The sequence below is a fragment of the Collinsella sp. AF25-2LB genome, assembly GCF_003458415.1.
Classification (GTDB): Bacteria; Actinomycetota; Coriobacteriia; order Coriobacteriales; family Coriobacteriaceae; genus Collinsella.
Map to the genome: position 1 here is coordinate 92,981 of NZ_QRUF01000007.1, position 13,102 is coordinate 106,082.

14 protein-coding genes are annotated in these 13,102 nt (G+C 58.7%); 5 read left to right on the forward strand and 9 right to left on the reverse strand.

All coding sequences use genetic code 11. The features are described from left to right. Positions 1-33: 33 nt before the first annotated feature. The 3 genes from DWY51_RS04875 to DWY51_RS04885 are packed head-to-tail and all read right to left on the reverse strand — an operon-like array spanning position 34 to position 1,951. On the reverse strand, positions 34-405 hold the full coding sequence (locus DWY51_RS04875; RefSeq protein WP_117770061.1) for a DUF86 domain-containing protein: 372 nt from the start codon (positions 403-405) through the stop codon (positions 34-36). Continuing rightward, positions 392-886: a type II toxin-antitoxin system RelB/DinJ family antitoxin gene (locus DWY51_RS04880; RefSeq protein ID WP_117770062.1), complete on the reverse strand. Its 495-nt coding sequence runs from the start codon at positions 884-886 to the stop codon at positions 392-394. The genes DWY51_RS04875 and DWY51_RS04880 overlap by 14 nt, the downstream gene beginning before the upstream one ends. Before the next feature lie 42 nt (positions 887-928). Beyond that, positions 929-1,951, reverse strand: a complete 1,023-nt coding sequence (locus DWY51_RS04885) for a LacI family DNA-binding transcriptional regulator (RefSeq protein ID WP_158556911.1) — start codon at positions 1,949-1,951, stop codon at positions 929-931. Positions 1,952-2,184: 233 nt separating this feature from the next. On the opposite strand from DWY51_RS04885, the gene DWY51_RS04890 reads away from it, so the two are divergent. Together DWY51_RS04890 and eda are read left to right on the forward strand one after the other, a co-directional pair. Further along, positions 2,185-3,219, forward strand: coding sequence for a sugar kinase (locus DWY51_RS04890; RefSeq protein WP_117770064.1), 1,035 nt, complete (start codon positions 2,185-2,187; stop codon positions 3,217-3,219). Between the two features lie 253 nt (positions 3,220-3,472). Then, the gene (gene eda / locus DWY51_RS04895) at positions 3,473-4,114 is read left to right on the forward strand and encodes a bifunctional 4-hydroxy-2-oxoglutarate aldolase/2-dehydro-3-deoxy-phosphogluconate aldolase (RefSeq protein WP_055286010.1); all 642 of its coding nucleotides are present in this window, start codon (positions 3,473-3,475) and stop codon (positions 4,112-4,114) included. Between the two features lie 392 nt (positions 4,115-4,506). On the opposite strand, the gene DWY51_RS04900 is transcribed toward eda, so the two are convergent. After that, a complete protein-coding gene (locus DWY51_RS04900; protein ID WP_117770065.1) occupies positions 4,507-5,196 on the reverse strand; it encodes a GntR family transcriptional regulator in 690 nt (229 codons plus the stop codon). A gap of 486 nt (positions 5,197-5,682) precedes the next feature. Here DWY51_RS04900 and DWY51_RS04905 point away from each other — a divergent pair, with 486 nt between their 5' ends. Together DWY51_RS04905 and DWY51_RS04910 are read left to right on the forward strand one after the other, a co-directional pair. Next, the gene (locus DWY51_RS04905; protein ID WP_117770066.1) at positions 5,683-6,363 is read left to right on the forward strand and encodes a YitT family protein; all 681 of its coding nucleotides are present in this window, start codon (positions 5,683-5,685) and stop codon (positions 6,361-6,363) included. A 103-nt stretch (positions 6,364-6,466) separates the two neighbouring features. Then, entirely contained in the window at positions 6,467-7,558 is a 1,092-nt protein-coding gene (locus DWY51_RS04910; RefSeq protein ID WP_117770067.1) for an ATP-binding protein, read from the forward strand. A 228-nt stretch (positions 7,559-7,786) separates the two neighbouring features. On the opposite strand, the gene DWY51_RS04915 is transcribed toward DWY51_RS04910, so the two are convergent. From DWY51_RS04915 to DWY51_RS04935, 5 genes are all read right to left on the reverse strand, one after another. After that, entirely contained in the window at positions 7,787-8,026 is a 240-nt protein-coding gene (locus DWY51_RS04915) for a hypothetical protein (protein ID WP_052044012.1), read from the reverse strand. Between the two features lie 73 nt (positions 8,027-8,099). Next, the gene (locus DWY51_RS04920) at positions 8,100-8,726 is read right to left on the reverse strand and encodes a hypothetical protein (RefSeq protein WP_158556912.1); all 627 of its coding nucleotides are present in this window, start codon (positions 8,724-8,726) and stop codon (positions 8,100-8,102) included. A gap of 925 nt (positions 8,727-9,651) precedes the next feature. After that, positions 9,652-9,960, reverse strand: a complete 309-nt coding sequence (locus DWY51_RS04925) for an MGMT family protein (protein ID WP_006234744.1) — start codon at positions 9,958-9,960, stop codon at positions 9,652-9,654. 174 nt (positions 9,961-10,134) lie between these two features. Then, positions 10,135-10,641, reverse strand: a complete 507-nt coding sequence (locus DWY51_RS04930; RefSeq protein ID WP_006234745.1) for an HPP family protein — start codon at positions 10,639-10,641, stop codon at positions 10,135-10,137. 3 nt (positions 10,642-10,644) lie between these two features. After that, positions 10,645-12,084 (reverse strand): MDR family MFS transporter, encoded by a 1,440-nt coding sequence (locus DWY51_RS04935; RefSeq protein WP_117770069.1) that lies wholly within the window; start codon positions 12,082-12,084, stop codon positions 10,645-10,647. Between the two features lie 520 nt (positions 12,085-12,604). Between DWY51_RS04935 and DWY51_RS04940 the strand changes: the two genes are divergently transcribed. Next, complete coding sequence (locus DWY51_RS04940; RefSeq protein ID WP_006234747.1) at positions 12,605-12,946, forward strand: arsenate reductase family protein; 342 nt, start codon at positions 12,605-12,607, stop codon at positions 12,944-12,946. The last annotated feature ends 156 nt before the right edge of the window (positions 12,947-13,102 follow it).

The window sequence follows — 13,102 nt, forward strand, 5'->3', positions numbered from 1 at the left end:
AACGTGCGCGAACAGGCAGTTGCGAACGAGCGGCTAGCGTTCAGATTCGGAGACAATTTGTCTACAGGCTCGTTCCAGCGTAGGGAACTCCATCGTCACTGCATCCCAAACAACCGAGCGGTCGACATTGCCGTAATCATGCGCAAGATAATTTCTCATGCCGATAATTCCACGCCATTCGATTTCGGGATGAAGCCGCTGCGAGCGTTCCGACAATTTGCCCGCTTCTTCCGTTACCCTAAGCGCACACATCAAAAGGGAGTCCGCCAACGCCCTCGTCCGCACGTCATTCGCATGCAGAAACTGGTCCTCGGTGATATCAAAAACCTTGATGCGCTCGTTCGTTTCAGAAATGGCATCCAAAACCTCTTGGGCGCGAAGGCTGTCTGACTTACGCGCGATCATAAAGGATCACTCCTTCGCGCTCGATTACCGCGGCAAGATCGTCATCAAGATGATCACTAGAGACGAGATCAACCTGCCTCCCGGTTTCTTTGCGCACCGCCTCACCAAATGCCGACAGCGCGAAAAGACCAAAGCCCCGCTCGCGATCGACTTCGAGGCGCAAGTCAATATCACTATCGGCATGCGCCTCGCCACGGGCATACGAACCAAAAAGAATCACGGTTTTGATGGCGGGAATCGAGCTGGCCGCCTCGCGGACGGCGGACTCAATCTGGGCAGTATCCAAAATGCCCGCCGCGGCGCTTTCGCTCGCAGAGCTTTTACCGAGTGAAGGAACAAACGGCAGAGAGCGTTCGCGCAGCATCTGCCTCATAAACATATTGACCGCAACAGACGAAGTCATGCCAAGCTCTTCGCACAGTTCGGCAAATGAGTCTTTAATTGACGAGTCCACTCGCACACTCAGCACAGACGCAGCCATGGATACCTCCTGTATGACATTGTCTATATATTATCACACAGACTAGCGCGAGGTCGATGCGCGATGTTCGATGTGGCCGGGGATCTCGATGCGCTTGGGGGCGAGCTTTGCGGCCTCGCCCACGGTGGTGGTAACAACATCGATGCGCTCGGACAGGCGCTCGACTACGCGCTCGGCAATGGTAAGGGTGTCTTGCGCTGCCGTGGTCACGCCGCCAAAGAGCACGTGATTCCAGGGATAGTCGTCAAACGTTGCGATCTTGAGACCCGCCGGCAGCGAGGGACCAAGCTGCGCCAGCGCCTCGGTCAGACGCAGGAAAACCAGGCCGTTGACGGCAATGAGGCCGAGCTTTTTGCCTGCATAGCCGCGGATGGTCTCGTCCAAGCGACCGACGCCCGTGGCGCCACCGTCGGCCAGGGTGACGACCTCGCCCGCAAGGCCGCGGCGCGAAAGCTCGTCGGCAAAGGCCTCGGCGCGCTCTCGACGCACGGGGCTATCGTCGCTTGCCTCGGTGAGCAGGCACAGACGCTCGCTGCCCGCAGCGGCGAGCTCGTCTACCAAGCCGGCGACGAGCTCACGGTTGTTAGATGTCACCAGATCGACACCGCCGTCGGCAACATCGCGGTCGAGCAGCACAACGGGCAGACGTCCCGCTGCCGCGACGATCGCCTCGTCATTGCCTCCGCAGGTGTTGACGACCAGGCCGTCCACGCCGGCATCGATAAGTCTGGTGAGCGACTCCGCTTCCTTAGCGGGGTCGTTGCCGCTAATGGCCGTCATGAGCGAGCAGCCGCGCGCCGCGGCGCTGGCGGAAAGGCCCTCGAGCATGGCGCTCGAGAACGGGTTGGCGATGTCAGCCAGAATCACACCGATGAGGTTCGTACGCGAGCTGCGCAGATTGCGCGCGGCGGCACGTGGGCGATAGCCGGTGCGTTCGATAACCGCTGCGATGCGAGCGCGGGTTTCCTCGGTCATTTGCCCGGGGCGGTTGTTGAGATAGCGCGAGACCGTGGCCGGGCTCACGCCCGCCTCGGCGGCAATGTCCTTGATTCTCATCTGCGCCATAGCGCACCCCGTTTCCCAATTGTCGGCGATCTGAGCCATTTTAGGCATTTTTTAAAAATCTCGGTTGCAAAACGCTGTAGGTGAGTATACTACAACTCGAAACGAAACCGATTTCGTAAACCGATTTCGGCAAGCGTTGGCACGCAGGTGCAAAGACGCACCCTACCGTCTTGGCACCTGCGTGCCAACGCCATATCAAAGGTGTACGCACGAGTAAAAGGAGCTGCGCGACCATGGGTAAAACGGTTCTTACCTTCGGCGAGATCATGATGAGACTCTCGCCCAAAGACCACCTGCGTATTGAGCAGGCAACCGAGTTTGACGTCCGCTACGGCGGCGCCGAGGCCAACACCGCGCTTTCCCTGGCCTACCAGGGCGACAAGGCCGCTTACGTCTCCGTTGTCCCGGCCAACCGTCTGGGCGAGTGCGCCCTGCGTTCGCTGAAGGCCTACGACGTCGACACCACGCGCGTCGTGCGTCGGGGCGACCGCCTTGGCTCCTATGTGTTTGAGGTCGGTGCCTCGCAGCGCGGCAACGGTTGCGTCTACGACCGCAAGTACTCTGCCATCAACATGGCCAAGCGCGACGTCTTTGACTGGGACGAGATCCTCAAGGGCATCGATGTCTTCTATTTCTCCGGCGTGACCCCCGCCGTCTCCGATGAGATGGCCGCCGCCTGCAAGGATGCGCTCGCCGCCTGCCGCGCCAAGGGCATCACCACCGTGTGTGACGTGAACTATCGCGGCAAGATGTGGTCGCCCGAGAAGTCGCAGGCCACCATGAAGGAACTCCTGCCGCTCGTCGACATCTGCATCGCCAACGACGAGGATGCGCCTGCCGGCCTTGGCATGACCTGCGTCTCTGGCTCCCTTTCCCACGGCATCGAGGAGCGCGACACCTACGTCGAGATGGCCCGCCAGATCTGCGCCGAGTACGGCTGCAAGAAGGTCGCCTCGGTCGTCCGCAACATCTCCTGCGTCGAGCGCTCCATCTGGATGGGCATGCTCTTTGACGCCGAGAGCGGCGAGCACTGGTTCTCCCCTGCTCACGATGTACACGTGCTCGAGGGCGTTGCCGCTGGCGACGCTTTCAACGCCGGCCTCGTCCATGCCCTCATCAACGACTTTGACCCGCAGGCTGCCGTCAACTACGCCATCGCGGCCTCGATCCTCAAGCTCACCATCAAGGGCGATTCCAACTTGGTGACCGCAGACGAGATCGCAGCCGTGGCATCAGCCGCCAACGGTGGCACTCGCGTCGCACGCTAGTCCGTCTCCATTCCGCGGGCCGCAGCTTTCCAATCCCATACCCCTGCGGCCCGCTCCCCGATTCCTCCGGCCGGGCAAAACCACCAGTCCCATTCCGGTTTTGCCTGGCATTTCCTACATGACTGGTCGAGCAGCCGGTTTTGGAATTGCTTGAACCCCAAGCAGTGCCTCCGATAACCAATCCAAAATCGGCTCCTGACCAGCACATTTGGCAATCACGCGCCCATGCGCGCCACACATCGAAAGGAACATCATGTTCGATCAGTTCTACACCACGCTTGAGTCCCTGGGCATCGTGCCGGTCGTTGTGCTCGACAAGGTCGAGGACGCCGCTCCGCTCGCCCACGCCCTTATGGCAGCTGGCATGAAGTCCGCCGAGGTCACCTTCCGCACCGCCTGCGCCGCCGAGTGCATCGCCGCTATGGCCGAGGCCGAGCCCGAGATGTGCGTTGGCGCCGGCACTGTCCTGACCGTCGAGCAGGTTGAGCAGGCCCGCGCAGCCGGTGCCAAGTTCATCGTCTCCCCGGGTTACAACGAGGACGTCGTGAAGCACTGCATCGACATCGACCTGCCCGTCCTTCCCGGCACCGTGACCCCCTCCGAGGTCACCGCAGCCGAGAACCTGGGCCTCAAGGTCACCAAGTTCTTCCCCGCGTCCCAGTATGGCGGCCTGAACACCATCAAGGCCCTCGCCGCTCCGTTTGTCGGTCACCGCTTTATGCCTACCGGCGGCGTGAGCACCGCCAACGTCGAGGAGTACCTGAGCTCCTCCGCCATCATCGCCTGCGGTGGCACCTGGATGGTCAAGCCGGCCCTGTTTGCCGACGGCGACTTCTCCAAGGTCGAGCAGATCGCCCGCGAGGCCATGGACGTCGTCAAGAAGGTCCGCGGCTAGGTTTAGCTCTCTATCGTGAAAGGGGGCGTGCCCTAGACCTCGCCCCCTTTCTTTTAAAGCGGCTCGGAAGCGCGCCGTTTCCGTCACGGACAAGAACCGAAAACGTCTTGTATGCTGATAGAACGTGACGGAAGCGACACGCCCCCGAGCCGCTTTGCCTACTCGGTTGGCAACCGCGCTCAACTGAGCCACTTCGACAAAAGCCGAGCCACCAAAACAGCTGCGGCGCCGTCTGGAGGAATGGACTCTTGCTTCCGGTCTTTTCCTCCAAGCAGCGCCGCAGCTTTTTCGTGCCCCGATGTGCCCCGTCACTTGCGGTGGAATACGGACTGCCTACACCATCAGAGCCGCAAAACAATCCCTATTTCACCGCAACTAATGAAGGGGACGAGTTAGATGGCCGAGTCTTTGGACAGCTCAAAATAGTCGGGATGCAAGGCGATAACCGGACCTTGCTCCTCGGGCATCAGGTGCAGGTGCGTCTCTGCCAGATAGCTCGCCGCGTCGGTATCGCCCCTCTTAATGGCCTCGAGAATCCGGCGGTGCTGCCGACGAATCGGCTCCCAATCCAGATCCTGCGACACCATACGCAACCAGTTGTATCGCTCAAAATGCGTGTTGATGCTCTTCATCCAATCCCACAACATGTGGCGGCCGGCAATCTCAAAACATGTCTCATGGAACAGGTTGTCCAGATCGAAAAAGCGACGCGTTTCGCTATGGTCGAGCGACTCGGACTCGGCAAGAATCTGCTCGAGCCGACACTTCTGCTCGGGTGTGGCGGCAGAGCAGCATTTAATGAGCACGCTTCTCTCGAGTTTCTCACGCAAGAAACAGGCGTTCTCGGCGCGCTCCATGCTGATTTTTGAGACATAGGTGCCGCTTTTGGGACGCGTTTCCACCAGCTCCTGCTCACGCAGGCGCACAAAGGACTCGCGAATGGGCGTGCGTCCGATTCCCGTCTCCTTTTCCAGACCAATCGCCGAAAGGCGCGTGCCGGGCTTGAGCTCGGCATAGATGATCTTGGACCGCAATGCGTTGTACGCCTGGTCTTGCAGGCTCTGATAATGCTGCTGTTCCATAAAGCCCTCGGATGAAGCCTCGGTTAATCGAATACCACCATGCAATACTATCGCATCCCCCGCCCCCCCATAAGTTGCGGTGGAATAGTTCCTGCTCAAGGCCTTCAGCAGCAAAAACAGGAACTATTCCACCGCAACTACAGCCAACGAGTTGTTGCAATTAGGTGAACGTTCACCTTTTTATTGTTTTTCTCTTCGCAAATAAAATCCCGTCGTATACTTAGGCTCAAACGAAACCGATTTCGTTGAGCGTGGGCAATATGATGCTAAGACGCACCCTACCATCTTGGCATCTTATCGCCCACGCAATGCCATTTGCTTTCTTCCCGTCTCGTTGGACCTTTAGTCCCATTCCGGCACAGCGAGACACTTCCTAGACGACTGACCGTGGGGCCGGCTTTTCTGCTTTTGCAGCAGTGCCTCCGATAACCCTCTTTTGCCGGCCCGGGTCAGCTTTTTCACACAACCGAAAGGACGGGTAGCAACATGCGACCGCTCATCATCATGCATGGCGAGAACATCGACTGGTGCCATACCGTCATCAGAATGCTGATGTATCTGGTGGGCGTTGCAGTACTGGCACTCGGTATGAGTCTCCAGACGGCATCCGGCCTGGGCGTCGCCGCGCTCACGTGCTTTGCCACAACCCTATCCATGCTCACTGGCAAGACGCTCGGCTTTTGGATCACCGCAACCTACGTCGCCTACATCGTGGCGCAATTAGCCATCTTGCGAAGCGAGTTCCAGCCGCGCATCCTGCTCGAGTTGTTCTTCTCAACGCTGATTGGCGGCTTGACCGACCTCTTCATGGCGGTCAACCCACTGCATCCCACGGCACTCCCCACACAGATTGCGACCATGCTGCTCTCCCTCGCTGTCACCGCATTTGGCGTAAGTCTCGTCGTCAACATGGGCGTTGTCCCCAACGCGCCCGACGGCTTGGTGCAAGTCATTGCCGAAAAGCTTAAACGCCGCTTTGGTGACGTAAAAGTCGTGTTTGACTGCTCACATGTCGCCGCCTCGCTCGCGTTGTCGCTGATCTTTATGTACAACCTGGGCGGCTTTGGCGTCACGACCGCCATCTCGGCACTGTTCCTGGGCCATGTCATCAACGTCGCCAACAAGCTGTTCGCCCAGCGCTTTGTGCGCGCGGCATTCGGGAAATAGCACCACCGTAAGAACCCGCGAACAGCGCTATACGTTGCTATATCTCACTATACTTTGCTATACTTTGCTATACTTTGCTATATCTTGAGCAAAGGTGGCTCACATGCAAACAAACCCTTTTAAGCCCACAGCAGGTAAAACACCTCCCACGATTATCGGCCGCGAAGATGTACTTGAAGAATTCAGTGAAGGCCTCACCAACGGGCCTGGTGCCCCTGGGCGCCTAATGCGCATAGCCGGCGTCCGTGGAACGGGCAAGACGGTCCTCCTTGACAAGTGCTCACGTTTGGCGCAAAGCCGTGGCTGGACGGTCATAAAAGAGGTCGCAACCGAGGGACTTTGCCAGCGCATTCTCGAACAGCTGCAGCCCAAATTCCAGGCCAAACACGCCAGATTTGAGCCCACCGTAGCTGGCATATCCATCGGCAGCATAGATATTGAGCGAATCGGCCCATCGCTACGCGACGCCATGAGACAGACAATATCCAAGAATGGAAATGGCCTGCTCATCACTCTCGACGAGGTTCAAGACGCAGAGCTCGATGAGGTCCGAACGCTCTCCATTGCGATTCAGCAGGTTATCGGCGAAGACCTTGATATCGCCTTTGTTTTTGCTGGGCTGCCTTCGATGATTGAAAGCATCATCAACGGAAAGACACTTACGTTTTTGCGCCGTGCCCTCCCCTTTGATCTGAAGGCTGTGGCAGTAACCGAAGTGTCGTACTCCCTCGAGGAAACCATTGAAGCGTCTGGCATGGAGTTGCAGCCAGGTATTGCCGGCCAACTTGCCGAGGCAACGCAAGGCTATCCTTTCATGATCCAACTCGTTGGATACTACGCATGGCAGTTGGCAAGACGTGCACATACAGCGATTATTGGAGAAGAAGAAGCCGAGCGTGGCATTGCAACGGCACGCGAACGCTTCTGCGCCATGGTGATTGAGCCCGCGCTGCGGCGCATTCCGCCCACGTGCATCGCTTATCTGCTGAGCATGGCGTCTTTGGGGCAGACGAGCTCGACTAGCATGGTTGCCGATGGCCTAAACAAAACGCCTCAACAGGTGAGCTCCGTCCGCAGCCGCCTGTTAAGAGAATCGATTATCGAGGCCCCCTCGTACGGCAAGGTCTCATTTGCCATCCCCTACATGCGCAATTACCTCTACGAACACAAAGCCGAACTGGAAGTTGAACTGTAGAAGCGGTAACTGCCCTGCAAGACGAAAACCGTTTTCGTACGGATTTAAAGCAGACGTAAACGATTTTCGTCTTGATTTGCGTACGGAATTAAGACGTAAATTGCGCTTTCGTACGCTTATTACCAGACGCAAATTGTTTTCGTCCGGCCATGCGTCCCCAATCTAGACGAAAAGAGCCCCGAGCTCGAATCGGGGCTCGATGTAAGTTCTAGGGTGTCAGAAGTTACATCAGCCGCTTACGACCGCTCTGTCTATCTCTCCGAGCGGGACGGGCGCCGATGCCCTGATCTCTGCCATGTCGAGGTGCGAGATCAAATCCTTGGCGCGCTCGCCGGAGTGGTATGCCTTGTTCGGCGCCACCTTCCTGTAGAGCTTCTTGAGCTTCGTCTTCCCCTTGTTGCCCGGCGGCATCTCCGTCTCAGGTGGCAGCCCTAGGAAGGACAGGACGCCGGGCAGGTCGCACAGCATCACGTCCTCGATGTCGGCCTTGGCCGCCAGGTCGACGACTCTCTGCGCTGTCGGCGAGATGTTCGGGGTGCTGCTACCGCCCGCTGGTTCGGAAGCTGGCGGGCAGTAGCGGGCAGTAGCGGGCAGTAGCGGCAGTAGCGGTGTGGCTCGATAGGCCCGAATATCCGTAAGGAAGGTGCTCGCTCTCATATGTGCTGATATGCCTCGCCTCGCGAACCTTGGGATGCTTCCTGAGGTAATCCCTCAATTCGAGCCACTCTTTATGCTCATAACGCTTCGAAATCGTTTCCCCGTCGACAGTTTCCTTCACATAATGGTATGTTCGAACGCCTTCGAACTTGCCGAACCCGTTCTCGACGCTGAAGTTTCTGAACCAGCGCGAAAACCCATTCAGGTCCATGAAGTTGACTTGGGGATGCCTGTCTTTCGTTCGTTCGAATGAGTGGACGAGCGGAGTGCCTTTGACTTGTTCCAGGCCGAAGGCTTCCATTTCGCGGGCCTGCTCCTTTTTCCAGAATTCGAGATACGACGTCAGCGTCTCGCTTATCGAGATCCTCCGCACGCTTTTCTTGCTTTTGGGCGAGCGAACGCTTCGATCGGCCGCGAACTGCTGCTCAATGAGGATGCTTCTGTTCTCGACGGAGGCATCGGACCACGTCATCCCGAGGGCTTCTGCCCTTCTCATGTCGGTGTCGAGCATGAGCATCACGCATGTGATGTGCGCGTCCGTTCTCGATTGAGTAGGATGTCGAGTAGGCGAGCGGCGTGATGGTTCCTTCGCGGTTGTCGTGGAACTTTTTTGCGTACGAGCCGACGGTGTCCCTCGATTTTTGGACGTAGGTGCCGCTGTTGAGTTCTGCCTTGTAGGCTTCGAGTGCGGCGTCGACCTCTCGGCTTTTGGTGGTATGTATGGTCTGCCACGGCGAATAGCGGTATTTGCCCGTGACCGGATCCTTGCCGAGGCTGTGACGGTAGCGCCACGTGTATTTGTCGCGGCGTTGCTTCGTTCCTTTGCCTATGACGAGAGGTCGGTCGTTCATCGTGTTCCTTGCCTGAAGTGCCTGAGAATCGCGCTCGGTTGCGCGGAATGGCGCAAAGGGCTGGGGCGAGTGGGCATTACCCTTGGTGGTGGGCCCTGCGTGGGGTCACACCCCAAGGGTAATGCTCCGCCTGACCGCTTTCAAGCTCGTTGTGGGTCGAATTTGGGTCGAATTATTCCGCGTACTTTTCTTTCGTAAATCTATGAAAACATCAAATGACCTGGAGTTATATTGACTTCAATTTGGGTCGAAATGTCTGAATGAAACAACGTCGTAGCGACCTCATAACCCGAAGGTCGGTGGTTCAAATCCGCCCCCCGCGACCATGAAACTTCAGGTCGGAAGCATAAAAGCTCCCGACCTTTTTCTTTGTCTAGGGGTTTCGGCATCTCTCGTTCTTTGGGTACCTCGAGGCGGGCAATCAGATAGATGCTTACGAGTATCATAGGGTCTTTTTACGTCGCGGTCGTGTCTCGTACTGGTGCGCCGCTCTTTGTGGGACGTGTCACTTTGCCATAGGTTGTCCGGCGGCGGGGCGCAGGTCGTTCCCCGTGGCGTCGCTCCTTTCGACGCTACGCTGCCTGGCTACTCGTTCCACTGGTGCTTTTTCATGTCGACGCAGCCGTTGTCTCGGAAGGCGACTCCTTCCTCCGTCAGTAGTGCTCGCTGGTCGGGGAAGTTTGGCGCGAGGCGTCCCGCGTGGTTGACGACGCGGTGGCAGGGATAATCGCCGTAGCGATCCGCCTCGCTCAGCACCGCTCCGACCAGGCGAGAGTTTTTCTCCCTGCCGATGAGGCGCGCTATCTGACCGTACGAGGCGACGCATCCCGCCGGAATCTCTGCCACGACGGAGAGAATCTCATAAACCAAATCTTCGTCCAGGACTTTTCCCATCGTATCGCTCCCGTGTTCGCTTTTGCCTTCGGGGGCGCGGCGCCGATCACCCGTGCTGCGATTTTCGCAGCTCCCCTTACCGAAGCATCGAGGGAAAGCGCGTGCGTGTCAAGGTTGTCTGGTCCAGTTGCTGGCTCGATGCCTCGAGATGTTCGCCTCAAGTGCGACCTGCCCCTATTGGAAAAGGATGCCGAAGATGTATTTGGTGATGGCGGAGCGGCGGATGACCCCCACGAGTTTGCCCTCGTCATCAACCACAGGAAGCTTCTTGAACTTCTTCTTCGCCAGCAGCGCGGCGACGCGGGCGATGCTCTGCTCGGGACGGGCACACACTACCTGGCGCGTCGCGAAATCCATGACGCAGCGATCCTTCAGGTCTTCGATGCGCTGCTCAAGGCTCTGATCGTCGAAGTACAGCATGGACGCGTCGCCGCCCGTGAAGATGGTGTGAGCGCGATGCTGCGCGATGGCTCCCATGACATCGCCGTCGGAGATGAACCCGACCACCTGGTTGCGCTCATCGATTACGGGCATGCTGCTCACCTCGTTTTCGGCGAGCATGCGCACCACGTCGGAAATCGTGCAATCCTGCGTGCAGGTGAACGGCTCTTCAATCATGATGCTCGAAACGGGCGTCCCCTCGAGCTCGAGCGGGATGCGCTCGGACAGAATCTCGGACATCGCTTATGCCTCCTTCGTTTTCGGTGCGGTTTTCTTGGTGCGCACGCTGAATATGGCGCAGATAAGGGAAACGAGGCCGATTGCCGCGCACACCTTGTAAGCGACGCCCGCGCCCACGGCGGTGGCTACTTGGATGCTCGCATCGACGCCGGCCGACGCGGTGACGCTTGTCATGACCGTGATGATGAGCGCCGTGCACAAACCGCCGGCGACCTGGCGGCCGGTGTTCGCGATGGCGTTGCCGTGGGCGATCATGTCATTTTTCAAGGCATTGACACCCCATGTGTTCACCGGCATGTTCGCGAGCGACTGGCCGGCGGACTGCAGCATGCAGAACAGCGCAACCACCAAGATGGGCGTGTTTACCGTCGAAAGCGAGAGCAGGAACAGGGCGCCGGTCATGAGGGCCAGGCCGACGATCGAGATGGCACGCGGACCGAACTTGTCGAACACCACGCCGGAGATAGGGCTGATGATGATGCCCACCGCCGCGGCGGGAAGCATGGCCATGCCGGTTTCGAAGGCCGAAGCGCCAAGCGAGGTTTGCAGCAGCAACGGCAACAGCGTGTTGGTGACCAGGCATGCGGCGTTGATGAGCGTGACGATGATGGCGGCCACGCGGAAATCGCGCGTCTTGAGCGTGCCCAGTTGAAGCAGCGGGTCCTCGATTTTGCCCTGGCGTACGACGAACAGCACCAAGCACACGACACCCGCGACGATCGAGCCGAGCACCACGGGGTTGCCCCAACCCATCGACGAGGCGCTCGAGAACCCGTAGAGAAGTCCGCCGAAGGCGATGGTGGAGAGGACGACCGAGGGCAGGTCGAGCTTGGGGTTCTTCAGCTCGCCCACGTTTTTCAGCATGAACACGCCCAGCACCAGCACGAGAATTGCGAGGGGGACGATGGCGCCGATCATGGTGCGCCAGCCGTACGTGTCGATCACCGCACCGCCTACGACGGGGCCGACCGCGGGACCCGCCGACATGACGATGCCCGCCATGCCCATAGCCGTTCCTCGTTTCTCGACGGGGAACACCAGCATGGGAACCACCGAGACAAGCGGCATGAGCACGCCTGAGCCCGCCGCTTGCAACACGCGACCGATGATGAGGAACAGGAAATCAGGGGCTGCGGCGCACAGCAGCGTGCCCAGCGCGAACACCAGCGTCGCCCCGAAGAATAGCGCGCGGGTGCTGAACTTGTCGATAAGGAACGCCGAAACGGGGACCATGATGCCGCTCACCAGCGGGTATATGGACATGATCCACTGGGCAGTCGAGGCATCGATGGCGAAATCGGACATGATGACCGGCAGCGCAGGCGACATCACCGTTTGGTTCAGTAGCGCCAAGAAGGCACCCAGGACGACGACCGCGACGATGCGGATCTGGGTACCGGTAATGCGCCCATTGGCGGGCGCGACCGTACAATTATCAGACATAAGCTTCCTTCGTATCTATTCGATTCTTCGCCGAAGGCGCGCCGGCCCACGGGCGAAATAACATGCACGTGCTATGCGTGCATCAGATACGACAGGAAGAAAGCGGCTGCTCAGAGCGCACTTGGGGAACAACAGGAGAGGCCCCGTATACCAGGGGCCGCCGAATTGCGATGTATGCTTTGGTCAAATCCTTCATAGCGGGGAGGTATTCTAGCAGCCGTCTTCGCCCCTTTCAAGGGATGTAACCCAGACGTTGATTTTCTTCACCGAGGCGCCATCGTTGACGGGTGGCGTGCTTCTCTATCGCCACACCGCGGGGCGAGGGAACGCCGCGGCGAGCTTGTACATCGGCTATGTGTGCAGCTGCGAGCGTGTCGCCGGCGCGCGCTGGGCGCCAGTCCGATCCGGCCGACTCTTGCCGACGGTCGGTCGCCGTCCTCCTCCATCTCCGCCTGCTCTGTTTTTGCTCGGCTCCCTTGTCGTATCATGGACGGACGAGAATTGAGCGAAGGCGGTACGTATGAACATCCAGATATTCGGCACGAAGAAAAGCTTCGATACTAAGAAGGCGCAGCGCTATTTCAAGGAACGTCGTGTGAAGTTCCAGTTCATCGACTTGAAGGAAAAGGGGATGAGCAAAGGCGAGCTCGAAAGCGTGGCGCGCGCCGTCGGCGGGATCGACGCTGTGATCGATCCAAAGGCGAAAGATGCCGACACGGTTGCGCTCGTACAGTATCTTGCTGCCGACCAGAAGTTCGAAAAGGTGCTCGATAACCAGCAGATTCTTCGTGAGCCCATCGTTCGCAACGGCCGCCAGGCAACCGTTGGCTACGAGCCTGACGTGTGGAAGGGCTGGGAATAAAGTGAAGCGCCCACGCCCGTGGTTTTATCCACGGACGCGGGCGCTTGCGTAAGACGTCTCTTGTCGTTTGAGTGGAGCGCCCCGGCGGCGCTGAACAACGCGCCCCGGTGACGTGGTGAACTGCCTCCCATTTCTTGGACACAAGAAATGGGAGGC

Bases quoted from the DNA above. Each gene is read 5' to 3' on its own strand.
- DWY51_RS04910 (WP_117770067.1), top strand. From the start codon at position 6,467: ATGCAAACAAACCCTTTTAAGCCCACAGCAGGTAAAACACCTCCCACG.
- DWY51_RS04900 (WP_117770065.1), bottom strand. From the start codon at position 5,196: ATGGAACAGCAGCATTATCAGAGCCTGCAAGACCAGGCGTACAACGCA.
- DWY51_RS04920 (WP_158556912.1), bottom strand. From the start codon at position 8,726: ATGCTCGACACCGACATGAGAAGGGCAGAAGCCCTCGGGATGACGTGG.
- DWY51_RS04915 (WP_052044012.1), bottom strand. From the start codon at position 8,026: ATGCTGTGCGACCTGCCCGGCGTCCTGTCCTTCCTAGGGCTGCCACCT.
- DWY51_RS04880 (WP_117770062.1), bottom strand. From the start codon at position 886: ATGGCTGCGTCTGTGCTGAGTGTGCGAGTGGACTCGTCAATTAAAGAC.
- eda (WP_055286010.1), top strand. From the start codon at position 3,473: ATGTTCGATCAGTTCTACACCACGCTTGAGTCCCTGGGCATCGTGCCG.
- DWY51_RS04935 (WP_117770069.1), bottom strand. From the start codon at position 12,084: ATGTCTGATAATTGTACGGTCGCGCCCGCCAATGGGCGCATTACCGGT.
- DWY51_RS04930 (WP_006234745.1), bottom strand. From the start codon at position 10,641: ATGTCCGAGATTCTGTCCGAGCGCATCCCGCTCGAGCTCGAGGGGACG.
- DWY51_RS04885 (WP_158556911.1), bottom strand. From the start codon at position 1,951: ATGGCGCAGATGAGAATCAAGGACATTGCCGCCGAGGCGGGCGTGAGC.
- DWY51_RS04925 (WP_006234744.1), bottom strand. From the start codon at position 9,960: ATGGGAAAAGTCCTGGACGAAGATTTGGTTTATGAGATTCTCTCCGTC.
- DWY51_RS04890 (WP_117770064.1), top strand. From the start codon at position 2,185: ATGGGTAAAACGGTTCTTACCTTCGGCGAGATCATGATGAGACTCTCG.
- DWY51_RS04905 (WP_117770066.1), top strand. From the start codon at position 5,683: ATGCGACCGCTCATCATCATGCATGGCGAGAACATCGACTGGTGCCAT.
- DWY51_RS04940 (WP_006234747.1), top strand. From the start codon at position 12,605: ATGAACATCCAGATATTCGGCACGAAGAAAAGCTTCGATACTAAGAAG.
- DWY51_RS04875 (WP_117770061.1), bottom strand. From the start codon at position 405: ATGATCGCGCGTAAGTCAGACAGCCTTCGCGCCCAAGAGGTTTTGGAT.